At 73.3% G+C, this 25,120-nt stretch carries 25 protein-coding genes; 11 read left to right on the top strand and 14 right to left on the bottom strand.

Annotated elements, in window-relative coordinates:
* Positions 1–45 precede the first annotated feature (45 nt).
* Entirely contained in the window at positions 46–1,245 is a 1,200-nt protein-coding gene (gene serA / locus ACO06A_RS16795; RefSeq protein WP_421733340.1) for a phosphoglycerate dehydrogenase, read from the top strand.
* A gap of 55 nt (positions 1,246–1,300) precedes the next feature.
* Here serA and ACO06A_RS16790 read toward each other — a convergent pair whose 3' ends face one another.
* Positions 1,301–1,501, bottom strand: a complete 201-nt coding sequence (locus ACO06A_RS16790; protein ID WP_175347407.1) for a DUF5302 domain-containing protein — start codon at positions 1,499–1,501, stop codon at positions 1,301–1,303.
* 111 nt (positions 1,502–1,612) lie between these two features.
* Here ACO06A_RS16790 and ACO06A_RS16785 point away from each other — a divergent pair, with 111 nt between their 5' ends.
* Positions 1,613–2,635: an aldo/keto reductase gene (locus ACO06A_RS16785; RefSeq protein WP_421733338.1), complete on the top strand. Its 1,023-nt coding sequence runs from the start codon at positions 1,613–1,615 to the stop codon at positions 2,633–2,635.
* Positions 2,636–2,638: 3 nt separating this feature from the next.
* Here the strand turns inward: ACO06A_RS16785 and ACO06A_RS16780 are convergent, their stop codons facing one another.
* The 3 genes from ACO06A_RS16780 to ACO06A_RS16770 all read right to left on the bottom strand — a co-directional run bounded on the left by ACO06A_RS16780 (position 2,639) and on the right by ACO06A_RS16770 (position 5,925).
* Entirely contained in the window at positions 2,639–4,639 is a 2,001-nt protein-coding gene (locus ACO06A_RS16780) for a S9 family peptidase (RefSeq protein WP_421733337.1), read from the bottom strand.
* Between the two features lie 56 nt (positions 4,640–4,695).
* Complete coding sequence (gene nrdR / locus ACO06A_RS16775) at positions 4,696–5,217, bottom strand: transcriptional regulator NrdR (protein WP_421733336.1); 522 nt, start codon at positions 5,215–5,217, stop codon at positions 4,696–4,698.
* 297 nt (positions 5,218–5,514) lie between these two features.
* A complete protein-coding gene (locus ACO06A_RS16770; protein ID WP_421733335.1) occupies positions 5,515–5,925 on the bottom strand; it encodes a LysM peptidoglycan-binding domain-containing protein in 411 nt (136 codons plus the stop codon).
* Between the two features lie 331 nt (positions 5,926–6,256).
* Between ACO06A_RS16770 and lexA the strand changes: the two genes are divergently transcribed.
* Positions 6,257–7,009 (top strand): transcriptional repressor LexA, encoded by a 753-nt coding sequence (lexA, locus tag ACO06A_RS16765; RefSeq protein ID WP_175347412.1) that lies wholly within the window; start codon positions 6,257–6,259, stop codon positions 7,007–7,009.
* A gap of 60 nt (positions 7,010–7,069) precedes the next feature.
* On the opposite strand, the gene ACO06A_RS16760 is transcribed toward lexA, so the two are convergent.
* The 3 genes from ACO06A_RS16760 to hflX are packed head-to-tail and all read right to left on the bottom strand — an operon-like array spanning position 7,070 to position 11,741.
* A complete protein-coding gene (locus ACO06A_RS16760) occupies positions 7,070–8,071 on the bottom strand; it encodes an L-lactate dehydrogenase (RefSeq protein WP_421733334.1) in 1,002 nt (333 codons plus the stop codon).
* A gap of 33 nt (positions 8,072–8,104) precedes the next feature.
* Positions 8,105–10,177: an ATP-dependent DNA helicase gene (locus ACO06A_RS16755; protein WP_421733333.1), complete on the bottom strand. Its 2,073-nt coding sequence runs from the start codon at positions 10,175–10,177 to the stop codon at positions 8,105–8,107.
* Between the two features lie 40 nt (positions 10,178–10,217).
* Complete coding sequence (gene hflX, locus ACO06A_RS16750) at positions 10,218–11,741, bottom strand: GTPase HflX (protein WP_421733332.1); 1,524 nt, start codon at positions 11,739–11,741, stop codon at positions 10,218–10,220.
* 105 nt (positions 11,742–11,846) lie between these two features.
* Here hflX and ACO06A_RS16745 point away from each other — a divergent pair, with 105 nt between their 5' ends.
* Positions 11,847–12,452 (top strand): class I SAM-dependent methyltransferase, encoded by a 606-nt coding sequence (locus ACO06A_RS16745; protein ID WP_421733331.1) that lies wholly within the window; start codon positions 11,847–11,849, stop codon positions 12,450–12,452.
* The gene (locus ACO06A_RS16740; RefSeq protein ID WP_421733330.1) at positions 12,449–13,828 is read left to right on the top strand and encodes an MFS transporter; all 1,380 of its coding nucleotides are present in this window, start codon (positions 12,449–12,451) and stop codon (positions 13,826–13,828) included. Before ACO06A_RS16745 ends, ACO06A_RS16740 begins: the two co-directional genes overlap by 4 nt.
* On the opposite strand, the gene ACO06A_RS16735 is transcribed toward ACO06A_RS16740, so the two are convergent.
* The 5 genes from ACO06A_RS16735 to ACO06A_RS16715 are packed head-to-tail and all read right to left on the bottom strand — an operon-like array spanning position 13,777 to position 17,298.
* Positions 13,777–14,100 (bottom strand): thioredoxin family protein, encoded by a 324-nt coding sequence (locus tag ACO06A_RS16735; protein ID WP_421733329.1) that lies wholly within the window; start codon positions 14,098–14,100, stop codon positions 13,777–13,779. The genes ACO06A_RS16740 and ACO06A_RS16735 overlap by 52 nt on opposite strands.
* A 5-nt stretch (positions 14,101–14,105) precedes the next feature.
* Positions 14,106–15,062, bottom strand: a complete 957-nt coding sequence (gene dapF, locus ACO06A_RS16730) for a diaminopimelate epimerase (protein ID WP_421733328.1) — start codon at positions 15,060–15,062, stop codon at positions 14,106–14,108.
* Positions 15,059–16,015 (bottom strand): tRNA (adenosine(37)-N6)-dimethylallyltransferase MiaA, encoded by a 957-nt coding sequence (gene miaA / locus ACO06A_RS16725; RefSeq protein WP_421733327.1) that lies wholly within the window; start codon positions 16,013–16,015, stop codon positions 15,059–15,061. Before miaA ends, dapF begins: the two co-directional genes overlap by 4 nt.
* Positions 16,016–16,019: 4 nt before the next feature.
* The gene (locus ACO06A_RS16720) at positions 16,020–16,535 is read right to left on the bottom strand and encodes a YbjN domain-containing protein (protein ID WP_421733326.1); all 516 of its coding nucleotides are present in this window, start codon (positions 16,533–16,535) and stop codon (positions 16,020–16,022) included.
* A gap of 37 nt (positions 16,536–16,572) precedes the next feature.
* Positions 16,573–17,298 carry a hypothetical protein gene (locus tag ACO06A_RS16715; protein ID WP_421733325.1) on the bottom strand — a complete coding sequence of 242 codons (726 nt, stop codon included), beginning with the start codon at positions 17,296–17,298 and terminating at the stop codon, positions 16,573–16,575.
* A 77-nt stretch (positions 17,299–17,375) separates the two neighbouring features.
* On the opposite strand from ACO06A_RS16715, the gene ACO06A_RS16710 reads away from it, so the two are divergent.
* Both ACO06A_RS16710 and ACO06A_RS16705 read left to right on the top strand, forming a co-directional pair.
* Positions 17,376–17,972 (top strand): YbjN domain-containing protein, encoded by a 597-nt coding sequence (locus ACO06A_RS16710; RefSeq protein ID WP_421733324.1) that lies wholly within the window; start codon positions 17,376–17,378, stop codon positions 17,970–17,972.
* A complete protein-coding gene (locus ACO06A_RS16705) occupies positions 17,969–18,490 on the top strand; it encodes a YbjN domain-containing protein (RefSeq protein WP_421733323.1) in 522 nt (173 codons plus the stop codon). The genes ACO06A_RS16710 and ACO06A_RS16705 overlap by 4 nt, the downstream gene beginning before the upstream one ends.
* 17 nt (positions 18,491–18,507) lie before the next feature.
* Here the strand turns inward: ACO06A_RS16705 and miaB are convergent, their stop codons facing one another.
* On the bottom strand, positions 18,508–20,067 hold the full coding sequence (gene miaB / locus ACO06A_RS16700) for a tRNA (N6-isopentenyl adenosine(37)-C2)-methylthiotransferase MiaB (RefSeq protein ID WP_421733322.1): 1,560 nt from the start codon (positions 20,065–20,067) through the stop codon (positions 18,508–18,510).
* A 124-nt stretch (positions 20,068–20,191) separates the two neighbouring features.
* Here miaB and ACO06A_RS16695 point away from each other — a divergent pair, with 124 nt between their 5' ends.
* The 4 genes from ACO06A_RS16695 to ACO06A_RS16680 all read left to right on the top strand — a co-directional run bounded on the left by ACO06A_RS16695 (position 20,192) and on the right by ACO06A_RS16680 (position 23,515).
* Positions 20,192–20,974 carry an amino acid ABC transporter ATP-binding protein gene (locus ACO06A_RS16695; protein ID WP_421733321.1) on the top strand — a complete coding sequence of 261 codons (783 nt, stop codon included), beginning with the start codon at positions 20,192–20,194 and terminating at the stop codon, positions 20,972–20,974.
* A gap of 54 nt (positions 20,975–21,028) precedes the next feature.
* On the top strand, positions 21,029–21,898 hold the full coding sequence (locus tag ACO06A_RS16690) for a glutamate ABC transporter substrate-binding protein (protein WP_421733320.1): 870 nt from the start codon (positions 21,029–21,031) through the stop codon (positions 21,896–21,898).
* A 70-nt stretch (positions 21,899–21,968) separates the two neighbouring features.
* A complete protein-coding gene (locus ACO06A_RS16685) occupies positions 21,969–22,658 on the top strand; it encodes an amino acid ABC transporter permease (protein WP_421733319.1) in 690 nt (229 codons plus the stop codon).
* Positions 22,655–23,515, top strand: coding sequence for an amino acid ABC transporter permease (locus ACO06A_RS16680; protein WP_421733318.1), 861 nt, complete (start codon positions 22,655–22,657; stop codon positions 23,513–23,515). The genes ACO06A_RS16685 and ACO06A_RS16680 overlap by 4 nt, the downstream gene beginning before the upstream one ends.
* Here the strand turns inward: ACO06A_RS16680 and rny are convergent.
* The gene (rny, locus tag ACO06A_RS16675; protein WP_421733317.1) at positions 23,512–25,011 is read right to left on the bottom strand and encodes a ribonuclease Y; all 1,500 of its coding nucleotides are present in this window, start codon (positions 25,009–25,011) and stop codon (positions 23,512–23,514) included. The genes ACO06A_RS16680 and rny overlap by 4 nt on opposite strands.
* Positions 25,012–25,120 lie beyond the last annotated feature (109 nt).

The raw sequence follows: 25,120 nt of genomic DNA, 5'->3' as shown, positions 1-25,120 counted from the left end.
CGGACCGCTGTGGGCCCCGGCGGCTGCGAGGCGCACCATAGGGGCGTGCTGAAGGCCCTGCTGCTCGAGAACCTCCACCCCCAGGCTCGCTCGATCCTCGAGACGGCCGGCTTCGACGTGACCACCCGCACGGGTGCGCTCGACGAGGCCGAGCTGGTCGAGGCGCTCGACGGCGTCCACCTGCTGGGCATCCGCTCCAAGACGCACGTGACGGCGGAGGTGCTCGCGCAGTCGCCGTCCCTGGTCGCGATCGGTGCCTACTGCATCGGGACCAACCAGATCGACCTCGCCGAGGCCGCCTCGCGGGGCGTCGCGACGTTCAACGCGCCGTTCTCCAACACCCGCTCGGTGGTGGAGATCGCGATCGCGGACATCATCTCGCTGACGCGTCGGCAGACCGAGCTCGACCGTGCCATGCACGACGGCATCTGGAACAAGTCGGCCACGGGCGCGCACGAGATCCGCGGTCGCACGCTCGGCATCATCGGCTACGGCAACATCGGCACCCAGCTGTCCGTGCTGGCGGAGAACCTCGGCATGTCGGTCGTGTTCTACGACACCGCCGAGAAGCTCGCGCTGGGCAACGCGCGCCGGATGCACACGCTGGACGAGCTGCTCGAGGCCTCGGACATCGTGACCCTGCACGTCGACGGTCGCAGCGGCAACGCCGGCCTGTTCGGCGCCAAGCAGTTCGCCCAGATGCGGCCCGGCGCGGTGTTCCTCAACCTCTCGCGCGGGTTCGTCGTCGACTACGCCTCGCTGCGCGACGCCATCGTGTCCGGTCACGTCGCGGGCGCCGCGGTGGACGTGTTCCCCGTGGAGCCCAAGCGGAACGGCGACCCGTTCGAGTCGGAGCTGCGCGGCCTGCCCAACGTCATCCTCACGCCGCACACCGGCGGGTCCACCGAGGAGGCGCAGGAGGCCATCGGCCAGTTCGTGTCCAACAAGGTGCGCGACTACCTGGCCACGGGATCCACCACGCTGAGCGTCAACCTGCCCAACCTCGCGCTCGAGCAGCAGCCGGGCGTGCACCGCCTCGCGTACCTGCACCGCAACGTCCCTGGCGTGCTGGCGGCCGTCAACGCGACGCTGGCCGAGCACGGCGTGAACATCGAGGGTCAGCTGCTGGCGACCCGCGGGGAGCTCGGCTACGTGGTGACCGACGCCGGCGCGCGGGTGGACCCGGCCGTGCTCGAGGCGCTGGAGTCGCGGCCCGAGTCGGTCCGGCTGCGCCTGCTGTCCTGATCTCGCAGAGAAGGGGCCCGACCACCTGGTGGTCGGGCCCCTTCTTCGCGCGGTGCTACGCCGATCCGGACTTGCGCTGGAAGCGGCGCTGCGACGGACCGGCGGTCTCCGAGCCGTGCACCTGCCCGGTGTTGGTCGAGCCGTCGGACGTCCGGTGCTGGTTCGACTTCTTGCGCTCGAGCGCCTCGCGGAACTTCGCCTTGGTGTCGTCGCTCACCGACGCCTCCGTGGTCGCCGTGTCGTCGTCCTTGGCCATGGCCGTCTCCTTCGATGCTGTGTGCCGACGGACGTCTGCGCCCGCGACGTGCACAGCCTTGCCGACTCGGGCGTGCGGCGCCACTTTCTTGCGGCGGGTAGCGTCACAGGGGTGCCCGATGCCCCGCCGCTCCCCCACAGACGTGCGGGTGGCCTGTCGTGGCCCGTCGTCTCCCTCGGCCTGTGGCAGAACTTCGGCGCGACGACGCCGTACGACGACCAGCGCCGCCTCGTCCTGCACGCCGTGGACAGGGGCGTCGTGCACCTGGACCTCGCGAACAACTACGGCCCGCCCCCGTTCGCCGCCGAGGAGTCCGTCGGCCGGCTGCTGGCCCGTGACCTGCGAGGACGCCGCGACGAGCTGCTGGTGACGACGAAGGCGGGCTACCGCGCCTGGCCCGGGCCGTACGGAGAGCACGGCTCGGCGAAGTACCTGCGGGCGTCCCTGGACGAGTCGCTGCGCCGCTTGGGCGTGGAGTGCGTCGACGTGTTCTACAGCCACCGGTTCGACCCGACGACCCCGCTCGAGGAGACGCTCGGCGCGCTCGACCGGGCCGTCCGGGCGGGCAAGGCGCGGCACGCCGGGATCTCGTCGTACTCGGCGGACCGGACCGTCGAGGCCCTCTCCGTCGCCCGGTCGCTCGGGCTGCGCCTCGCCGTGCACCAGCCCGCCTACTCGCTGCTCAACCGGTGGGTGGAGCAGCCCGGCGACGACGGCCGCTCCCTGCTCGACGTCGCCCAGGACGCGGGCATGGCGGTCGTCGCGTTCTCCCCGCTCGCGCAGGGGATGCTCAGCACCCGCTACCTGCACGGCGTCCCGGACGACTCGAGGGCGGCACGCGGGGGGCCGCTGCGCACCGAGTGGCTCACGGACGAGACGCTCGGCCACGTGCGGGCGCTCGACGCGATCGCCCGCGCAGGCGGCCGGACGCTGCCCCAGCTGGCGCTCGCCTGGGTGCTGCGCGACCCGCGCATCTCGTCGGTGCTCGTGGGCGCCCGCACCACCGAGCAGCTGGACGAGAACCTCGCGGCGGTGGCCCTGCCCCCACTCACCGCCGACGAGCTCACCGCGATCGAGCCGCACGCGGTCGACGCGGGCATCAACCTGTGGGGCGTGCGGTCGAGCGACCGCTGACGCTCAGCCTGTGACGGGCAGGTGCGTCGCCCACCAGCGCAGCACGTGCTCGAACCGCACCTGCCGGTGCCGCGGGTTCCCCGAGCGCGTGAGCTCGTGCCCCTCGCCGGGGAAGAGCAGGAGCTCCGCCTCGACGCCACGCCGCTTCAGCTCGACGAACCAGCGCTGGCCCTGCTCGACCGGGCACCGCCAGTCCTGCTCCGAGTGGATGACCAGGGTGGGCGTGCGCACCCGACCCACGTGCGCCATCGGAGACTGCGCCGCCAGCGCCGCTGCGCCGTGCTCGTCGGTCCCGTCACCGAGGTACTCCAGCCCGAAGAACCAGCCGATGTCGCTCGACCCGACGAAGCTGACCGGGTCGAGGAACCCGCGCTCGACGACGGCCGCCACGAACCGGTCCGTCCGCGTGGTCAGCCACGCCGTGAGATAGCCGCCGTAGGACCCGCCCATGACCCCCACGCGCTCCCCGTCCAGCGCGGGGTCCTCCAGCGCGGCACCCAGCAGGGCGAGCACGTCCTCGGTGTCCACCGTGCCGAACCCGTTCCGGATGGCGAGCCCGTGCTCCCGCCCGTAGCCGGACGACCCCCGGGGGTTGCCGAGCACCACCGCGTAGCCGGCCTCCGCGAGCACCTGCACCTCGTCGAACAGCGCGTGCGTGTACTGCGCGAACGGGCCGCCGTGGATCATCAGGATCGTCGGGTGCGGTCCGGCGCCGTAGCGGCCCTCGTCGGGCGTCACCACCCAGCCGTGCACCGCGTAGCCGTCGGGGGTCGTCGCGTACAGCTCGACCGGTTCCCGGACTCGACCGGTCGCACGCAAGGGCGCGCACAGATCGGTGCGCGCCTCGCGCGTCCCGTCGACAGGGTCGACCACGAGCAGCTCTCCAGCGCTGGACGGCGTCGCCGAGACGACGGCCAGCCTTCCTGTCCCGCCGGCGCCCGCGGCCGCCGCGACCCCCGTGACCACGACCTGACCCTCGACCAGCGCGGTCCGCGCGCCCTCGGCGGAGATCCGGACGAGGTGGCTGGCACCGCGTCTCTCGACGATCACGAGCGCGTCGCCGTCAACCTCGGCCAGGCCGCCCGACAGCTGATCCTCGTCGGGGTCCGTGAGCCGGACAGGTGCGCCGCTGCCGTCGAGCGGGAGCCGGTACAGCCCGACCTGCGCGGCGACGAAGTCCCGGCCGGTCGGCCCGAGGTCGCTGGCCAGCAGCCACAGCGCGGTGCCGTCCGCGGACGGCAGCACCTCGTCGACGCCCAGAGTGGATCCCGCGTCGGCGTCGGTGAGCGCCACCGGCATCGCCGGGGCGGCCGATGTCGACGCGTTGATCCGCACCACGTCGCCGCGCAGGTCGGTCTCGCGCGACGCGTGCCGCGCCGAGACGCCGACGAGCGCCTCGCCGGACGGCAGCCATCGGACGCCCGCCACACCGATCTCGCCCGAGGTCAGCGCGAGCGGGTCGGGCACGTCCGCCGGGAGCTCCCCATCAGCCGGCAGGTCGACGACGAAGGCGTGCTGCGGCCGGTCACGGAAGAAGCCGATGCCGTCGGAGCGGTACTTCAGCTCGGTGATGTGCCGCGGGTCCTCGTTCCCGGGCTTGCCCTCGGCCGCATACCGCCCCTCCTCAGGCACCCGCGCCAGATAGGCGATCCGCGTGCTGTCCGGGGAGAACCGCGGCTCCGAGGCGCCCAGGGGGGCGTCGGTCAACCGGATGGGCTCACCGCCCGCCGCCTCGACCACGTGCACCTGCGGCTTGCCCTCGGGCTCGGCGCGCAGGAACGCGACCCAGCGTCCGTCCGGGCTCACGTCCGGCGAGGTGTCCCGGTGCCCGCGGGTGAGCGGACGCGGCGGGGCGTCGCCGTCCAGGTCGACCGACCAGAGGTGCCCGACGTACTCGTCGGCGGTCAGGTCGGGGCGCACGACGGAGACGACGGCGCGGGAACCGTCCGGCAGGATCGCCGGGGCGCCAGGGACGTGGAGGAGCTCGAGATCGGTGGGAAGCACCCACCGAACCTACGTGGTGCCGCCGACAGGTGCGACGGCGCCGACCGGCGTGCCGCTCAGCTGGTGCGGACGTCCTCGCCCGACGGCTCGGCAGGCTCGGCAGGCTCGTCGACGCCGTCCTGCTCGTCGGACTCGTGCTCCGCGCGCAGGACGGTGATCGCCGCCTCGAAGTCCTCCAGGGAGTCGAACGCCTGGTAGACGCTCGCGAACCGCAGGTAGGCGACCTCGTCCAGCTCGCGCAGCGGACCGAGGATCGCGAGCCCGATCTCGTACGCGTCGATCTCCGCCGAACCGGCACCGCGCAGCGTCTCCTCGACCTTCTGCGCCAGCAGCGCGAGGTCGTCCTCGCTCACCGGACGGCCCTGGCACGCCTTGCGGACGCCGCCGGCGATCTTCTCGCGGCTGAACGGCTCGGTGGCTCCGGAGCGCTTGACGACCGAGAGGCTGGCGGTCTCCACCGTGGTGAACCGGCGGTTGCAGTGGGGGCACTGCCGACGGCGCCGGATGGTCGACCCGTCGTCCGACGTCCGCGAGTCGACGACCCGCGAGTCCGGGTGGCGGCAGAACGGACAGTGCACCGTGATCCCCTTCGAGCTGACGCGTGGCCGCCGGGCGACTGCCCTGACGACCGCGTCGTGAACGCCTGCGTGACGCTAGGCCAGACGTCCCGGCGTCGCAAGGTCGCTGCCGGGCACGTCGCGAGCGTAGTGCCGACACGGCCGAAGGCGGGGATGCGCGAGGGCGGCCATCTGCCGATGACCGCCCTCGCGGGGACGCCCGGGCCCGACCGCGGCACCGCCGCGTGCGACCGGCGAGCGTCTGCGCCGGCGACGGCCTTCCCCTCCGCCACCGGGCGCGCCGTGCGCCTCCGTCGCTCAGTCGACCGGGACGACGATGACCTGTCCCGCCATCAGCCCGGCGTCCGGCAGCTCGTTGAGGCGCACCAGGTCGAGCACCACGTCCCGGACGTCCTGCGACGGGGTGGCGACGGACTCCGCGATCTGCCAGAGCGTCTCCCCGGACTGCACGACGTGCCGCTCCACCTCCTGCGCTCCGACCGGACCGTCCGCGGAGGCCTGGCTCCCGATCAGGGTGACGACGGCGGCAACCGCTGCGGCGAGGACCCACAGCACGGCACGGCCGCGCGCGGTCAGCCGCAGGTGGGCCGCCGACGGAGCGGGCTGCTGCGCCGCCCGAGCATCCGTGCGACGCGTGCCCGCCACGCGGGCGTTCGCCCGTGCAGGCACCAGGTTCGGCATCGCCGGTCCCATCACCATCGCGCTCATCACGTCTCGTTCCTGCTCGGCCCGGCCTCCCGGGGTACCGCCTGATCACTCACCTGAACAGCCCGTCGATCGTCGAACGCCTGTTCGTCGAACGTCTGTACGATGTCTACCAGCATCCGCCGACACTGTCGAGCGACACGATCGAACAGATGTTTGATCTTCGGTCTCGACATCCCTAGGCTGGCGGTGCAGCACAAGCGGACCACGAGGCACTGACACGCACGCCGGGAACACCCCGTCGCCGCAGGTCAGGACCTTGAGGACGTGAGCTGGACGAGGCGGAGAAGGCTGAGCGTGCTGCGAGGCGGCCGCCGGACGGAGGAGGAGCGCAGTGACGGACTCACGGGACACGTCCCAGCCCGAGCAGGACCTGGCGACGATCCACACGCTCCCGGACGGGGCGCCCGGACCCGACGGTCTGACCGCGCGCCAGCGGCTCGTGCTGGACACCATCCGGTCGTCGGTCGAGTCCCGGGGCTACCCGCCGAGCATGCGCGAGATCGGGGAGGCCGTCGGCCTCACCAGCCCGTCGAGCGTCAAGCACCAGCTCATGGCCCTCGAGCGCAAGGGCTACCTGCGCCGCGACCCCCACCGCCCTCGGGCCATCGAGGTCGTGCACGCCGACGACTCGCGCGGCGTCGGCACCTGGACGGCACCGGACGGCAGCCGCTCGAGCTTCCCCGACCAGGGTGACGGCGAGCGCCTGCCCGCGCCGTCCTACGTGCCGGTGGTCGGTCGGATCGCGGCCGGCGGGCCGATCCTCGCCGAGCAGGTGGTCGAGGACGTGTTCCCGCTCCCCCGCCAGCTCGTCGGCGACGGCGACCTCTTCCTGCTCAAGGTTGCCGGCGACTCCATGATCGACGCCGCCATCTGCGACGGCGACTGGGTCGTGGTCCGCCGTCAGCCCGTGGCCGAGAACGGCGAGATCGTCGCCGCCATGATCGACGGCGAGGCCACGGTCAAGACGCTCAAGCGCATCGACGGCCACGTGTGGCTCATGCCGCACAACCCCGCCTACTCCCCGATCCCGGGCGACGAGTCGACCATCCTCGGCCGCGTGGTGAGCGTGCTGCGCAGCCTCTGACACAGCGAAGTCGGGCAGCACCCCGCCGAGGGGTGCTGCCCGACGGGCGTCAGGGGAGAGTCAGAACCCGAACTGCCGCGCCACCGAGCGCACCGCATCCGCCGAGCTGCGCAGCCCCGCGAGCTCCTCGTCCGAGAGCGGCACCGGGAGGCGCTGCCCGACGCCGCCCGCACCGACGATCGCGGGCACGGACAGGCACACGTCGCTGATCCCGTAGTAGTCGTCGAGCAGCGACGAGACGGGCAGCACCCGGCCCTCGTCCTTCACGATCGCCTCGATGATCCGCGACCCCGCCAGGGCGACGGCGTAGTTCGTCGCCCCCTTGCCCTCGATGATCCGGTACGCGGACTCGACGACCTCTCGGGCGATCCCGTCGCGGACCTCGGCGGTCAGCGGCCCGCTGCCCCCCGCGCCGGTCCATTCGAGCAGCGGCACGGAGCCGATGCTCGCGGACCCCCACAGCGGCAGCTCGGTGTCGCCGTGCTCGCCCGCGATGTAGGCGTGCACGTTCTGCACGGCGACGCCGGTGTGCTGCGCGATGAGGTAGCGCAGCCGCGAGGAGTCGAGGACGGTGCCGGACCCGAACAGCTGCGAGGGCGGCAGGCCGGAGATCTGGAGCGCGGCGTACGTGACCACGTCGACGGGGTTGGTCACCATCACGTAGACCGCGTCCGGCGCGACCTCGACCACCGCCGGCAGCACCTTGCGGACCAGGCCGATGGTCGCTTCCGCGAGATCCAGCCGGGACTGGCCGGGCTTCTGCTTGGCGCCGGCCGTGAACATCACCACGTCGGCGTCGGCGCAGACCGCGAGGTCGTCGGACCCGATCACCTGCGCCATGGGCATGAACTGGATCCCGTGGCCCAGGTCGAGGGCCTCCGCCTCGGCCTTGGCGGCGTTGATGTCGTACAGCGCGACGGTGCGGGCGGCCCCTCGCATGAGGGCGGCGTACGCCATGGTCGACCCGACGGCACCGGCTCCCACGATCGCGAGCTTCGACGTGCGGCGGCCGCTCCGGGACGGGGCCACGCCGACGTCTTCCATGTCCAGGCTCTCGGTCATCTCACACACCTCTGGGTCGGGGACGGGTCAAGGCTATGCGGACGCCGCGAGCCGCTGCAGCGCCGAGATGGCCACCGCACGGTCCGTCGTGCGCCAGAAGTCAGGCAGCGAGCGCGTCAGGAAGCTGCCGTAGCCCGCGGTGGCGAGGCGCGGGTCGAGCACGGCGACCACCCCGCGGTCCTCGCTGGTGCGGATCAGACGGCCGGCGCCCTGCGCCAGGAGGAGGGCCGCGTGCGTGGCGGACACGGCCAGGAAGCCGTTGCCCCCAGCCTTCTCGATCGCGTCGGACCGCGCGGAGCTGACCGGGTCGTCCGGGCGCGGGAACGGGATGCGGTCGATGATGACCAGCCGGCAGGTGGCCCCGGGGACGTCGACCCCCTGCCAGAGGGACAGGGTGCCGAACAGGCAGGTGGCCTCGTCGGCGATGAACTGGGACACCAGCGTGGGCAGCTGGTCGTCGCCCTGGACCAGGATCGGGACGTCCAGGCGCTCGCGCATGGCGGCCGCGGCTGCGACCGCCGCGCGGCGCGACGAGAACAGGCCGAGCGTCCTGCCACCGGCGGCTGTGACCAGGTCGGCGATCTCGTCGAGCTGGGCCTCCGTGGCCGGCTCGCGGCCGGGCTTCGGCAGGTGCCGCGCGAGGTAGAGGATCCCCTGCTTCGGGTAGTCGAACGGGCTGCCGACGTCGAGTCCGCGCCAGGGAGCGCCGGCCGGCGCGGCCTTCGGCTCGCCCACCAGCGTGGTCGGACCGACCGGCTCCGCGTCCGGCCGGACCTCGAGCCCGACGGCGCGGGCGATGGGGTCGAACGAGCCGCCCAGCTCCAGGGTCGCGGACGTCAGCACCCCGGACCGGCCCGCGAACAGGTGCGTGCGGATCAGCCCGTTGACCGCGAGCGGCGCCGCGTACAGCCGGGTGAGCACCCCGCCGCGACGGTCCTCGGTGCGGGCGCACCACAGGACGGTGTGCCGGTTGTCCTCGGGATCGGCGGCCATCCGGTCGGCCACCTCGTACAGCGCGAGCATGGTCGCCTGGGCCATCTTGCGGCCGCCCTCCGGGGGCGCGTTCGGCCCCGTCTCGGGCTTGAGCACGCTGAGCAGCGCACGGGTGGCGTCGCGGACGCTCGCCACGGCGTCGCGGGCCGCGGGCGGCAGCCCGTCGCGGAACCGGGTCTCGGGCAGGCCGACCAGCACGGTGGCCAGCGCCTGGCTGGCGGAGTCGAGGTCCGTCGTCGGCACACCGCCGTGCCGCCGCGCCAGGCGGGCGGCGTGCTCGATCGTCGCGACGGACAGCTCGGAGGTCGCCTGCGCGGTCACCCGGTCGGTGAGCTCGTGGGCCTCGTCGACGATCAGCACCTGGTGCTCGGGCAGGACGCCGGGCGACCCCGACGCGGCGATCCCGAGCATCGCGTGGTTGGTGACGACGACGTCCGCCTCCCGCGACGCGGCCTTCGCCTTCTCGGGGAAGCACTCGGCGAGCATCGGGCACTTGCCGCCGAGGCACTCGAGCGAGGTCACCGACACCTGGCGCCAGGCCTGCGCCGTCACACCCGGGACCAGGTCGTCGCGGTCGCCGGTACCGGTCTCGTCGGCCCACTCCCGCAGCCGCAGCACCTGCTCGCCCAGGCTCTCGGTGGGACCGGTCGCGCCCTTGCGCGCGGGCGCGGGGTGCTCGGCCGCGCCGGCGTGCTCCCCGAGGTCGAACAGCGTGCCCGTGTCGTCGTCCGGGTACCCGCCGGCGACCTTGTGCACGCAGAGGTAGTTGTGCCAGCCCTTGAGCAGCGCGATCGACGCGGGACGCGGCAGGTACGGCTCGAGGGCCTTCGCGACGAGGGGCAGGTCACGCGTGATGATCTGGCGCTGGAGCGCCAGCGTGGCGGTCGAGACGACGACGTGCTCGTTCTCCAGGACGGCGTGCCGCAGCGCGGGCACCAGGTACCCGAGCGACTTGCCCGTGCCGGTGCCGGCCTGGACGAGCAGGTGCTCGCCCTTCTCGATGGTGTCCGCCACCGCGACCGCCATCTGGTGCTGGCCGTCGCGGCGCACGCCTCCGAGCTCCTCGACCGCGACGTCGAGGAGCTTCTCGACGGAGGGGTCGGCGTCTGGCACCGCGTCAGCCTAGTGGCGGCCGGGGCGCTTCAGAGACGGCTCATCGACCGTGCTGTGCCGCGGCCTCGAGCTCGGCTGCCAGACCGGCGTCGACCCGCGCGCGGATCGCCGTCCCGTCCGCCGTATGGTCCTCGGCCTGGATGTCGCCGTGCTGGTGCACCCGGCTGATCAGGTCACCGCGGTCGTACGGGACCACCAGGTCGACGGAGACGCCGGGGCGCGGCAGCTGGTCCGCGATGAGTGCCTGGAGCTCGTCGATGCCCTCGCCGCTGTGGGCGGAGACGACGATCGAGTGCACCTCACGCGAGCGCAGGCGGGCGATCGCCTCCGACGTGGCCACGTCGGCCTTGTTGAGCACGATGATCTCGGGCACGTCCATGGCGCCCGGGATGTCCGCGAAGACGTGGCGCACGGCGGCGATCTGGCCCTCCGGGTCCGGGTGGGACGCGTCCACGACGTGCAGGATCAGGTCCGCGTCCGCGACCTCCTCCAGCGTCGAGCGGAACGCCTCGACCAGCTGGTGCGGCAGGGCGCGGACGAAGCCCACGGTGTCCGCCAGCGTGTAGATCCGCCCGTCCACGGTCTCGGCCCGGCGGACGGTCGGGTCCAACGTCGCGAACAGGGCGTTCTCGACCAGCACGCCCGCGTGCGTGAGCCGGTTGAGCAGCGAGGACTTGCCGGCGTTGGTGTACCCGGCGATGGCGACCGACGGGATCGCGTGCTTCTTGCGCGATGCCCGCTTGGTCACCCGGCCCGGCTCCATCGCGGCGATCTCGCGGCGCAGCTTGGCCATGCGGTTGCGGATGCGACGGCGGTCGAGCTCGATCTTCGTCTCACCGGGACCACGCGAGCCCATGCCGGCAGCGGCGCCGCCGACCTGGCCACCGGCCTGTCGGGACATCGAGTCGCCCCACCCGCGCAGGCGCGGAAGCAGGTACTCCAGCTGCGCCAGCTCGACCTGCGCCTTGCCCTCCCGTGACTTGGCGTGCTGGGCGAAGATGTCCAGGATCAGCGCGGTGCGGTCGATGACCTTGACGCGGACGATGTCCTCCAGCGCGCGGCGCTGGGACGGTGCCAGGTCCCCGTCGACCACCACGGTGTCGGCGCCCACGGCGGCCACCAAGGTGGCCAGCTCTGCGGCCTTGCCCGACCCGAGGTACGTGCCGGGGTCCGGCTTCTGCCGCCGCTGGAGCAGCCCGTCGAGCACCTGGGAGCCGGCCGTCTCGGCCAGCTGCGCGAGCTCGCGCAGGGAGAGCTCGGCGTCGGTCACGGTGCCGGAGCCCCAGACCCCGACCAGGACGACCTTCTCCAGGCGCAGCTGGCGGTACTCGACCTCGGTGACGTCCTGGAGCTCGGTGGACAGGCCGGCGACGCGCCGCAGGGAGGTGCGCTCCTCGAGCTCGAGCTGGTCGCCGTCGTACGAGGAGTGCACCGTGCCGCCGGCGTGCAGCGTGGTCCCTGCCCGGGCGAGCACGCGGGCCACGACGTCGTCGGCCACCTCCTGCGCGGAGCGCGCCGTCGGGGTGTCCTCGGTCTGGCTGGTGGTGTGCTGCGCGTCGGTCAAGGTGCTCCTCTTGTGGTGCCGTCCCTCCAGGGTCGCACGAGGCACCGACGGCGGCCGAGGTATTTCGCTGCGGGCCGAGGGGGGCGCCATGGGTAGGGTCGGCGCGTGAGCGAGCCGGACCACTACTTCACCGCGCAGCCGGCCTCCCCCGACGAGCGTCGACTGCTGCGTGTTCACCTGGCCGGCAGCCAGGTGGAGGTGGAGACCGCCGGCGGCATCTTCTCGCCCGACCACGTCGACCTGGGCACGCGCGTGCTGCTCGACCACGTCCCCGCACCGCCGGCCGAGGGCGACCTGCTCGACCTCGGCTGCGGGTGGGGGCCGGTCGCGCTGACGCTCGCGCTGGAGTCCCCCGCCGCCACGGTCTGGGCCGTCGACGTGAACGAGCGCGCGCTGGACCTCACGCGCCGCAACGCCGAGCGGCTGGGGGTCACCAACGTGCGGGCCGTGCGGCCGGACGAGGTGCCGCCGGACACGCAGCTCACCGCCATCTGGTCCAACCCGCCCATCCGGGTGGGCAAGGAGGCGCTGCACGCGATGCTCACGCAGTGGCTGGGGCGCCGCGCGCCGGGCGCGGAGGCGCACCTCGTCGTGAGCAAGAACCTCGGGGCGGACTCGCTCCAGCGGTGGATGGCTGCCGAGCTGGGGGTGGACGTGGAGCGGACCGCGAGCGTCAAGGGCTTCCGCGTGCTCGCCGTGCGCGATCGATGAGCGACTGGCGGTCGCTGCGCACCACCACGTGGAGCATGGTCGCGCTGATCTTCATGGTGGCGTTCGAGTCGCTGGCCGTGACCACGGTGATGCCGACGGTCTCCCAGGCGCTGGACGGCGCCACCCTGTACGCGTTCGCGTTCGCCGGCCCGCTGGCCACGGGGGTCGTCGGGATGGTCGTCGCCGGTCCGTGGAGCGACCGCAGCGGACCCCGGACGCCGCTGCTGGTCGCGGTGGGGCTGTTCACCGCGGGAATCCTGGTCGCGGGCGCGGCACCTTCCATGGAGCTCCTCGTCACGGGTCGGCTCCTCCAGGGGTTCGGCGGTGGCGCGATGACGGTCGCGGTCTACGTGGTCGTCGCGCGGCTGTACCCGGCGATGCTGCACCCGCGCGTGTTCGCGTGGTTCGCGGCGGCCTGGATCATCCCGTCGCTCGTCGGCCCGGCCGGCGCCGGAGCGGTGGCCCAGCACCTCGGGTGGCGCTGGGTGTTCCTCGGCGTCGCGCTCCTGGTGGTGCCGGTCACGCTGGCCCTCGTCCCGGCGCTGCTGCGGATCGGTCCGCCGGAGACGCCCGGTGACCGGGCACCGCGCGGCCGGCTCGCGTGGGCCGCGCTCTCCGCCGCGGCCGTGCTGGGGCTCAACCTGGCCGCCCAGGTCCCGGTCCCGTGGTCGGTGCTGGTCGCGGTCGGGACGGCGGTGCTCGCCCTCGTCGCGCTGCGCGCGGTGGTGCCCGCAGGCACGATGCGCGCGGCCCGCGGACTGCCCAGCGTCATCGCCACCCGCGGCCTGGTCTCGGGCGCGTTCCTGGGGGCGGAGGTGTACCTGCCGTACCTGCTCACCGAGCGGTACGCGTTCTCACCCACGACCGCGGGGATCGCCCTGACCTTCGCCGGCGTCGCCTGGGCCGGGACGTCGTGGCTCCAGGGGCGCCTCGGCGACCGGCTGCCGCACCGCACGGCCGTCGTCGTCGGCTCCGCCCTGGTGCTGGCGGCGATCGCCGGCGTGCTCGTCACCGCGGCCGCGCACCTGCCGGCTGTGGTCGCCATCGGGTTCTGGACGGTCGCCGGCGCCGGGATGGGCCTGGTGTACTCCCGGCTGACCGTGCTGGTGCTCGCGTACTCGGCCCCGGGGAGCCAGGGCGTGAACAGCTCGGCGCTGTCGATCGCCGACTCGATCGGTGCGGCGCTCGCCCTGTCGCTCACCGCGCTGGCGTTCGCCGCCGCCGACCGCAGCCCGGACGCCCCCTTCGCGGCGGCGCTGGCCGTCGCGACCGCCTTCGCGGTCGGTGCGGCGCTGGTCGGCCCCCGCGTCGGGGCCGGTCGCGGTCAGGCGCTGGACCCCACCGACGACGCCGAGTCGAGCGCGCTGCGCAGCTGAGCGAGCGTCGGCACCCCGGACGCGCGCCGCACCACCTGGCCGAGAGCGTCGAGCACGAGGACCGTCGGCGTCACGTCGATGCCGAGACGCTCCCCCAGCTCCAGGTGGTCGGCCACGTCGAGGTCGACGTACGCGACCCCGTCGGTCGTGGCGACGGCACGCTCGGCGACGTAGCGGGTGGAGCGGCAGGGCGCGCAGAACGTGCTCGAGAACTGCACCACCGTGGCGCGCTCGCCCAGCGGCGCACGCAGGTCTGCGGGTGTCAGGCGCACGGCCGTCAGCGGCCGGCGGTCAGCGCGGTGAGGTCCACGTCGGCCGCGGCGACGAGCACCGCCGGTCCCGCGAGCTCGACGTGCCCGTCCGGCAGGACGCTCACCCGGACGGTGCCGCCCGGGACGTCGACCAGCCACACGTCGGGTGCGCCGACGCCCGCCCAGGTGCGGACGGCCAGCGCGGCGGCGCACGCCCCGGTGCCGCAGGACCGGGTCTCCCCGACCCCCCGCTCGTGCACGCGCATGCGGAGCCGGCCGACGAGCGAGCCGTCCGGGGCCTCGTGCTCGCCGAGCGGCACGACGAGCTCGACGTTGGTCCCGTTCGGCGGCACCGGGATGACCTGGGGCGCGCGCGAGAGGTCGGCGGCCGCCAGCTCGTCCTCGTCACCGAGAGCCAGGACGACGTGCGGGTTGCCGACGTCGACGCTCAGCCCGGCACGCGCGACCTCCAGCCCGGCGACGCCGACCTCCGCGTCGGCGCCGGCGCGCGCGGCGTCGGCACCACCCGGCAGGTGCCATCGACCCATGTCCACCGCGTACCAGACGTCGTCGCCGATCCCGGCGGGGACCTCGACGCGCCGCACGCGCCGGACGCCGGCCCGGGTGCCGAGGGCCAGCTCGCCGTCGGCCGCGTCCCAGAGCCCGAGCCGTTCGAGGTAGGCGGCGAACACGCGGACCCCGTTGCCGCACATCTCGGCGACCGACCCGTCGCCGTTGCGGTAGTCCATGAACCAGGTCGCCGACGGCTCCTCGGCCAGCGCCGCCACGCCCTCGGGCAGGAGCTCGCTGGCGACCACCCGGATCACGCCGTCGCCGCCCACCCCGGCACGCCGGTCCGCGAGCTCGCGGACGAGCGTCGCGGACAGGTCGATCCGGGCGTCCCGGTCGTCGAGCAGCACGAAGTCGTTCTGCGTGCCGTGACCCTTGGTCACGTGCAGGGTCGGGGCGGCCACCACGGTCATGAGCCCAGGCTACGTCGTGGGGCCGGGTCGTCCGTGGCGAGGCCCAGCTCGCCGGCGTCGGCCGCGGCGACGAGAGACTCCGCCGTCGCGACGAGGTCGGGGTCCCGCGCGTCGAGCCAGTGCACCCGCGGGTCGCGGCCGAACCAGCCCATCTGCTTGCGGGCGAGCCGGCGCGTCCCCGCCGCGATCGCGGCCCGAGCCTCGTCGGGGGTCAGCTCGCCGCGCAGCATCGCGAGCACCTCGGCGTACCCGACGGCCCGCGATGCCGTGCGACCCAGCCCGTGCTCGCGCAGGTGCTCGACCTCGGCCACCAGGCCGCGCGACCACATGCGCTCGACGCGGCCGGTGATCCGCTCGTCGAGCACCGCGCGGTCGCAGTCCAGCCCGAGCTGCACCGCCGGCACCTCGTAGACGTGCTGCGGGAGGCTCGCGGAGTACGGGCGGCCGGTGAGCTCGATGACCTCCAGCGCACGCACGATCCGGCGCGCGTTCCGCGGGCCGATCCCCGCGGCCGCGACCGGGTCGGCGCTGGCGAGCTCGGCGTGCAGGGCGCGGGCGCCCTCGGCCTCGACACGGGCCTCCAGCCGTGCCCGGAGGTCCTCGTCCGTGCCGGGGAACTCCATGTGGTCGAGCAGGGCGCGCACGTAGAGCCCGGAGCCCCCCACGGCGATCGCCCGGTGGCCGCGGGCGGCGATCGAGTCGAGCGCGGACCGGGCGCGCGTCTGGTAGTCGGCCACCGACGCGTCCTCGCGCACGTCGAGCACGTCGAGGAGGTGGTGGGGCACGCCCTGACGCTCGTCGACGGTGAGCTTGGCCGTGCCGATGTCCATGCCGCGGTACAGCTGCATCGCGTCCGCGTTGACGATCTCCCCGCCCAGGGCGTGGGCCAGCGCGAGGCCGAGGTCGGACTTGCCCGTCGCCGTCGGGCCGACGAGCGCGACCACGAGCGTCATGCCCTCACTCCACGGTGGGTCGCGCGGGGTCGTGGTAGGCGACCGGCGGTTCCGGCTGACGCGCCACGGGCTGCGTCGGCGCCGCGTCGGGGTAGCGCTCGTCGAGCTCGGCGAAGAAGCGCAGGGCGCTGGCGATGCCGCCGGTCAGGTGCAGGTCCAGCTGCTCGTCGGTGACGCCGTCCTGGTAGTCGACGGTGTGCTCGGTGTACACGGCCACCTGCTGGTCCTCGATCCGCACGTAGATCTTGGGCCAGACCATCGTCTCGGACCACGTGTTCGCGCCCAGCAGGACGTTGCCGAACTCCGTGCCCGGCACCTGCCGCGCCCAGCGGCCACGGACCTGGAGGTACTCCTTCGTGCGGCCCATGGCGATGAACCAGAACGGGTGCGTGTCCCAGCGGCCCACGAGGTCGCCGTCCGTGTCCCGGCCGTAGACCGAGCCCCGCGCGTCGAGCCGCTGCGCGACGCGCTCGATCGTCAGCGGCGGGAGGGTGGGCTCGTGCTCGGGCGCGGATGACATCGGGGACCTCGGCGTGTCGGGGATGAACAGCGAGACCCTACCGGGCGTCCCAGACCAGCACCGCGTGGTGGGCGCCCAGCTCCGTCGACTCCGCGAGCAGCCGTGCCCGGACCGGGGCGCTGCCGGCCGCCCCCCGCAGCACCTGCCACGGCGCCCATCCCCGCACCGCCAGCTCCTCGGCCACCCGCGGGTCGTCCGCGGCGAGCCGTGCGCGGGCTGCCGGTCCGGCGTCCGCGAGGTCGGCGAGCACCCGCGCGTCGTGGCCGGGGGCGCGAGGGTCGTCGGCCAGCGGCGCGTCCGGCCCGTGGCGCCCGCTCCCGGACCCGACCACCACCAGACCGGTCGGGCCGTCCGCGACGAGCTCGGACCCGAGCGCGGCGAGGCCGTCGGCGCCGCGCTCCGGCGTGACCTCGACCGCGCGCACGGCACCCGTCCACCCTGCCTGGACCAGCAGGTGGAGCGCGACGACGCCGGGGATGCCCGGCCCGTCCGACCCGACGCCGTCGACCCGGACGTCGGCGACCGGCCAGCCCAGCAGGTGGTCGGGGATCCCCGCCGCGCCGAGGGTGGTCCGCACGGCACCCGCGACCACCCGGTCCGCCGGCCCCGGGGCCACGACGACGATCGACCGGACCCCCGAGGCGACGACCTCCCGCACGGCCCGCAGCGCCGCGTCGCGCAGCCCGGAGACCACGTCCGAGGAGCCGCCCGCACCGGGCACGAGGAGCGCGGTGTCCGGGACGAGGGCGGCGACGACGAGCATCCCCCGAACCTACGGGAGGCAGATGGCACCCGAACGACGGCACCCCGGTGTGGGTGACCGCCGGTACTGTCCTGCTTATGGGGTCGCTCGGGGATCGTGCACGGCGCTGGTGGCGGGGGCGCTCGCTGCCCACGGCTGCCTCGGACGCCGCGCCCTCTCTCGAGCCCGACGACGACGAGCTGCACGACCGGGTCGCGCAGCTGCTGGCACGCGAGCTCGGTGTCGCCGAGCCGGCGGCGGACCTGCCGACGGACGTGACGCCGGCCCGGATCGCCGCCTGGATGACCAACAACCAGTTCAGCTACTTCGTGGACAACGACGGTGACCTCGGGGGCCTGTGGCGCGGGCGGCTCTTCTACTTCTTCCTGTTCGGGGAGAAGTCGGAGATCCTCCAGGTGCGCGGCCAGTGGCACCGGGAGGTCGCGATCGAGCGGCTCGAGGAGGTGCTCGACGTCTGCAACGAGTGGAACGCCGACCGCATCTGGCCCAAGGCGTACGTCCGCGTCCGGGACAACGGCCGCGTGCACGTGGTGTCCGAGGTGGCCACCGACCTGGAGCACGGCGCCACCGACTCCCAGCTGAGCCAGATGCTGTTCTGCGGACTGTCGACCGGGAGCATGTTCTTCGACGCCCTGGACGAGCGCTACCCCGACCCGGCGGGAGTCGCACCGTGAGCGGGCCTGGGTGGCTGCTGCGGGTGCTCGGGGGGCTGCCCAAGCCGACCAAGCGTCCGACGCCCGACGACGAGCTGCCGGTCCCGCTCACCCGCGAGCGGATCGCGGACTACCTCGTCGGCCGCGGCTACCGGTTCGTGGTCGACGACGACGGCGACCTGACGGGCACGTGGGACGGCAGCCGGTTCTGGTTCCTCCTGCTCGGCGAGCAGCAGGAGATCCTGCAGGTCCGCGGTCGGTGGCACCGCAGTCTCCAGCTGGACCAGCGCGAGGCCGCCTCCCTGGCCATCAACGACTGGAACCGCGAGCGGATCTGGCCCAAGGCGTACCTGCGCGAGGAGGAGGGCGTGCTCGCCCTCTACAGCGAGGTGTCCGCGGACTTCGAGCCGGGCGTCACCGACCCGCAGCTGGCCCAGCTGCTGGCGTGCGGGCTGGGCACCGGGGTGCAGATGTTCTCGGCCATGGAGGCCGTGCTGCCGCGTGACGACGCTCCGCCGCCGGACGTGCCCGACAACTAGGTCTCAGCGCCTGGGTCTCAGCGCCGGACCAGCGTCGGCAGACCCAGCGCGACCGGTCCGGCCGGTCCACCCGTGCCGCACGCGTCGCCGGACGCGCCGTGGCTGTGCTCGTCGGCACCGTCCTTGCGGCGCTCCCACGCGTCCCCGGCGGCCGTGCGACGGACCTCGAAGGTCCCGCCGTCCACCGCGGAGTCCGCGACCAGGTGGTACGGCGCGGCGTGCGTCACGGTGACGGTGACCAGGTCCCCGGGCCGAGGTGCGTCGGCCGAGGCGGGGGGCAGGGCGAGGTGCACGAGGCGGTTGTCGGCGGCCCGGCCCGTGACCCGGTGCGTCGCCCCGTCCTTGCGGCCCTCGGCCTCGGCGACGAGCACCTGCACGGTGCGGCCGACCTGCGTCTGGTTCTCCTCCTGCGAGATCCGGTCCTGGAGCGCCGTCAGCCGCAGGTACCGCTCCTGCACGACCGTCTTGGGCAGCTGGTCGGGCAGGTCGAACGCGGCCGTGCCGGGGCGCGGCGAGTACTGGAACGTGAACGCCGAGGCGAACCGCGAGGCCTCGACCACCCGGAGGGTCTCCGCGAAGTCCTCCTCGGTCTCCCCCGGGAAGCCGACGATGATGTCGGTGGTGATCGCCGCGTCGGGCATGGCGGCCCGGACGCGGTCGAGGATGCCGAGGAACTTGTCCGACCGGTACGACCGGCGCATGGCGCGCAGGATGCGGTCGGAGCCCGACTGGAGCGGCATGTGCAGCTGCGGCATCACCGTCGGGGTCTCGGCCATCGCCGCGATGACGTCGTCCGTGAACGCCGCCGGGTGCGGCGAGGTGAAGCGCAGGCGCTCCAGGCCCTCGATCGCACCGGCCGCGCGCAGCAGCGACGCGAAGGCGCCCCGATCACCGAACTCGACGCCGTAGGAGTTCACGTTCTGACCGAGCAGGGTCACCTCGATCGCGCCCTGGGACACCAGCGCCGCGACCTCCGCCAGGATCTCCCCCGGCCGGCGGTCGCGCTCCTTGCCGCGCAGGTGCGGGACGATGCAGAACGTGCACGTGTTGTTGCAGCCGACGCTGATGGACACCCAGCCGGCGAACACCGACTCGCGGCGGGTCGGCAGGGTGCTCGGGAAGACCTGGAGCGACTCCTCGATCTCGACCTGCGCCGCGGCGTTGTGGCGGGCGCGCTCGAGCAGGACGGGCAGGACGTCGAGGTTGTGGGTGCCGAACACCACGTCGACCCACGGCGCCCGCTCGACGATCCCCGCGCGGTCCTTCTGCGCGAGGCAGCCGCCGACCGCGATCTGCATCCCGGGACGTGCGCGCTTGGTGCTCGCGAGCCGTCCCAGGTTCCCGTACAGCTTGTCCGCGGCATTCTCGCGCACGGCGCACGTGTTGATGACGATGACGTCGGCGTCCTCCGCGGCGGCCTGCGCGGGGTCGGCCGCGACGTAGCCGGCCTGCTCGAGCATGCCCGCCATGTGCTCGGAGTCGTGCACGTTCATCTGGCAGCCGAGGGTCTTGACCAGGTACGTGCGCGGGGGTGCCGTCGGCGGGTCGAGCAGGACGGCGGGCAGGGTCGTGGACATCACCGACAAGGGTACGTCGGAGCACCGATCACCCTTCACAGCAGGTCAGCGCTTGACGGGTGCGTTGCGGAACCGTGACCCTCGTGGCTCGCCAGATCGGGCAAACCCCCCGTAGGTTCATCCAATGGTGGACACCTCAGCCGCACCGCCCGCCCCGACCGACCAGACGTCCGACGCCCTCGTGGAGCTCCGGGGCGTCGACAAGCACTTCGGCCCCCTGCACGTGCTCCAGCACATCGACCTGACCGTGCGCCGCGGCGAGGTCGTGGTGATCATCGGTCCGTCCGGCAGCGGGAAGTCGACCCTGTGCCGGACCATCAACCGGCTGGAGACCATCGACTCCGGCACCATCGCGCTCGACGGCCAGCCGCTGCCCGCCGAGGGACGCGCCCTGGCCCGGCTGCGGGCCGACGTCGGCATGGTGTTCCAGTCGTTCAACCTCTTCGCGCACAAGACCGTCCTGGAGAACGTCACGCTCGGCCAGGTCAAGGCCAAGGGCGTCAAGCCCGCCAAGGCCCGCGAGATCGCGCTCGACCTCCTCGACCGCGTCGGGGTGCGCAACCAGGCGGACAAGCTCCCCGCGCAGCTCTCGGGGGGTCAGCAGCAGCGCGTGGCGATCGCTCGGGCGCTCGCCATGCAGCCCAAGGTCATGCTCTTCGACGAGCCGACCTCCGCGCTCGACCCCGAGATGATCAACGAGGTCCTCGACGTCATGGTCGGCCTCGCCCGCGACGGCATGACGATGATCGTCGTCACCCACGAGATGGGCTTCGCCCGCAAGGCTGCCAACCGCGTGGTGTTCATGGACGGCGGCCAGATCGTCGAGGAGGCCGACCCGGAGACGTTCTTCACTGCTCCGACGAGCGACCGCGCGAAGGACTTCCTGTCGAAGATCCTCACCCACTGACCCACACCCCCACCGCAACCGAACCGACACCGCACACACAAAAGGGGACACATCATGCGTAGAGGACGACTGGTTCTGGCTCTCGCCGCAGCGGCCACGCTCACGCTCGCCGGCTGTTCGAGCGACGGCGGCGACGACGACACGGACGCGGGCGCGACGAGCGAGGCGACCGAGACCTCCGGTGGCGCCGAGGGCACCATCAAGATCGGCATCAAGTTCGACCAGCCCGGTCTGGGCTTCCAGGACGGCAGCGAGTACACCGGCTTCGACGTGGACGTGGCGAAGTTCGTCGCCGGGGAGCTCGGCTACGGCGAGGACCAGATCGAGTGGGTCCAGTCCCCCTCGGCCCAGCGCGAGACCCTGCTCCAGAACGGTCAGGTGGACATGATCTTCGCCACCTACTCGATCACCGACAAGCGCAAGGAGGTCGTCTCCTTCGCCGGCCCGTACTTCGTCGCCGGTCAGGACCTGCTGGTCGCCGCGGACGACGACTCGATCACCGGCCCGGAGGACCTCGAGGGCAAGAACCTCTGCTCCGTCACCGGCTCCACGTCGGCGCAGCGCATCAAGGACGAGTACGCGGCGGGGACCAACCTGCTCGAGCAGCCCGGGTACGCCGAGTGCGTGACCGCCCTGACCGCCGGCACGGTCGACGCCGTCACGACGGACGACATCATCCTGGCCGGTCTCGCGGCCGTGCCCGCGAACGAGGGCAAGGTCAAGGTCGTCGGCAACCCGTTCTCCGAGGAGAACTACGGCGTCGGCCTTCCCAAGGAGTCCGACAAGTGCGAGGCCATCAACGAGGCCATCACCAAGATGATCGAGGACGGCACGTGGCAGGAGCTGCTGGACAAGAACGTCGGCGCCTCCGGCTACAAGGCCAACGAGGAGCTCAACCCTCCGGAGCCCGCCGCCTGCGCCTGACCCGCTGACGTTCCGGGGGCTCGCGCGGCGACCGCGCGGCCCCCGGTCCCTCCGAAACCAAGGAGTGTCGGTGGACGACGGCTTCCTCCAGCAGTTCCTGTCGCTGTTCGACGAGTTCGACGTGCTGGCGGCGTTCTGGGTCAACATCCAGCTGACCTTCTACGCCGCGATCATCGCGCTGGTCATGGGCACGGTGCTCGCGGTCATGCGGATCTCGCCTGTGCCGAGCCTGCGCTGGGCCGGCTCGACGTACGTGACGCTCCTGCGCAACACGCCCCTGACGATCATCATGGTCTTCTGCGTGCTCGGGCTCTGGGGGCAGCTGGGCCTGACGCTCTCGCCCGACTTCCAGACGAACTTCTTCCGGCTCGCCGTGCTCGGCCTGAGCATCTATCACGCCGCCTTCGTGTGCGAGGCGCTGCGCTCCGGCGTGAACACCGTGCCCGTCGGCCAGGCCGAGGCGGCCCGCGCGATCGGGCTCTCGTTCTGGCCCGCCGCGCGGCTGATCATTCTCCCGCAGGCGTTCCGCGGGTCCGTCGCCCCCCTGGGCAACGTGCTCATCGCCCTGACCAAGAACTCCACCGTCGCGGCCGCCGCGTCCGTGGCGGAGGCGTCCGGCCTGATGAAGACCATGATCGAGTTCCGCCCCGACGTGATCCTCGCGATCTTCCTGACCTTCGCGCTCGGCTTCGTGCTCATCGTCGTGCCGATCGGCCTGGCCACGACCTCGCTCTCCCGACGAATGGCGGTGTCCCGATGAGCACCCTGTTCGACGTCCCCGGTCCCGTCGCCCGGCGGCGCATGGTCTGGGTGAACGTCGCCGCGACCGTCGTCGTGGCCGGCATCGGCGTCTGGGTGCTCGCGCGCCTGGGCGCGAAGGGGCAGCTCGACGCCGCCCTCTGGAAGCCGTTCCTGACCGCCAACCCGTGGGTCAACTACCTGCTGCCCGGCCTCGTCGAGACCCTGAAGGCCGCCGGCATCTCGATCGTGACCAGCGCGGTCTACGGGTTCGTGTTCGGCCTCGGGCGGCTGTCGTCGTCGAAGATCGTGCGCACCCTGAGCGGGGGCGTCGTCGAGTTCTTCCGCGCTGTGCCCGTGCTGCTCATGATGATCTTCTTCTACCTCGGTCTCGGGCAGCTGCGGATCATCGAGCCGTCCGACGTCCCCCTGGTCGCCGTCGTCCTGGGCCTCACGTTCTACAACGGCTCCGTCTTCGCGGAGCTGATCCGGTCCGGTGTCCACGGCCTGCCCAAGGGTCAGCGGGAGGCCGCGCTCGCCGTCGGGCTACGGGACGTGCAGTCGCTGCGGCTCATCGAGGTACCGCAGGCGGTCATCGCGATGCTGCCCGCGATCGCCAGCCAGCTGGTGGTGATCCTCAAGGACACCGCGCTCGGCGTGATCATCACGTACCCGGAGCTGCTGGACGCCGCGCGCCGGTACGGGTCCGGCAACGGCAACATCCTGCAGTCGCTGGTCGTGGCGGCGCTCATCTTCATCGTCATCAACTACGGGCTCACCAAGCTGGCGGAGATGCTCGCCGGACGTGTCGGCCGCCGGACCGCCGGGAAGCCGCAGGCGGAGGCGCCGACCCTGGTGACCGCGATCGGGAAGGACTAACCGGCCGTCGCGCTCGCCCGGATCTCACGGACCACGGTCACCGTGATCTCGCCCGGGTAGGCCAGGTCGGCCTCGATGTGGCGGGCGATGGCGACCGCCAGCTGTGGCAGCGCGTAGTCGTCGACCTCGGACGGCTCGACGACGACGCGCACCTCGCGCCCCGCAGACATGGCCAGCGCGCGGCGCACACCGGCGTGCGCGGCCACCAGCTGCTCCAGCTTGTCGATGCGCTCGACGTACTGGTCCAGCTCCTCGCGGCGGGCACCGGGGCGCGCGGCGGAGATGGCGTCCGCGACCTGCACGAGCACCGCCTCCACCGTCTCGGCGGGCACCTCGTCGTGGTGCGCGGCGATCGCGTTGACCACCACGGCCGGCTCGCCGTGGCGGCGCGCCAGGTCCGCCCCGACCGCGGCGTGCGTGCCGGGCACCTCCGCGGTGAGCGCCTTGCCCAGGTCGTGCAGGAACGCACCGCGGCGGGTCACGTCGACGTCGGCGCCGATCTCGGCCGCGAGGGCGGCGGCCAGCTGGGCGGACTCGACCAGGTGCTCGAGCACGTTCTGGCCGTAGGACGTGCGGAGGCGCAGCCGGCCCAGCGTGCGGACCAGGGCCGGGTGCAGGGCGCCCACCCCGGCGCGCTCGGCGGCGTCGTGGCCGGCGGCGTCGGTCCGCTCGTCCGCTCCGGCGAGCGCCTCGGCGTAGGCCTGCTCGATGCGCTGCGGGTGGATGCGGCCGTCCGCCATGAGGGCCTCCAGCGCCACCTGGGCCACCTCCCGGCGCTCGGTGTCGAAGCACGAGAGCACCACGGCGTCCGGCTGGTCGTCGACCAGCACGTTCACGCCCGTCAGCGCCTCGAAGGACCGGATGTTGCGGCCCTCCTTGCCGATGATCCGGCCCTTCATCTCGTCCGACGGGAGCGGCAGGACCGTGAGCGGCGACTGCGTGCTGGTCGGGACGGCGAGCCGCTGGACGGCGGTCGTGACGATGCGCCGCGCGCGCGCCTCCGCGGTCCTGCGGGCCTGCGCCTCCGCGCGGCGGACCTGCGCTGCCGCGTCGTTCTGCGCCTGCTCGACGATCGTGCGGGTGAGCTCAGCGCGGGCGTCCTCGGCGGTCAGCCCCGTGGCGGACTCGAGCGCGACGAGCGCCTCGCGCTCGGCGTCGGCCGCACGCTTGGCGGCTGCCCGCTCGGCGTCCTCGAGCGTGCGCGCCCCGGCCCGCTTCGCCTCGGCGGCTGCCTCGGCGTCCGCGCGGGCGCGCCGCTCGAGCTCGTCGACCTCGGTGCGGTCGGCCGCGAGACTCTGCTCCCGCTCGGTCAGCCGTCGCTCGCGACGCTCGACGTCCGAGAGCATCGCGCGCGCGTCGGCCTTGATCGAGGCGACGTCCTCCGCGGCTCGTGCGCGCTGGACGCCGGCCTCCCGGCGGGCGACGAGGACGAGCACGAGGGCGACCAGACACGCGCCGAGCAGCCCCACGATCGTGGCGATGGCGCCTGCGTCCACGTCATCCTCCTGGTCCGGCCGCGCTCGACGCGCAACGGTGCCGGTGCGCGGGTGGGTGTCATTGTCGCGCACACCCGGCCGCGTCCGGGCCGTTCGCCACCCCGGCGTG

The organism is Cellulomonas sp., from assembly GCF_965229465.1.
GTDB lineage: Bacteria > Actinomycetota > Actinomycetes > Actinomycetales > Cellulomonadaceae > Cellulomonas.
The sequence above is the reverse complement of the archived record's forward strand: the minus strand, read 5'-3'. Positions and strand labels throughout refer to the sequence as shown.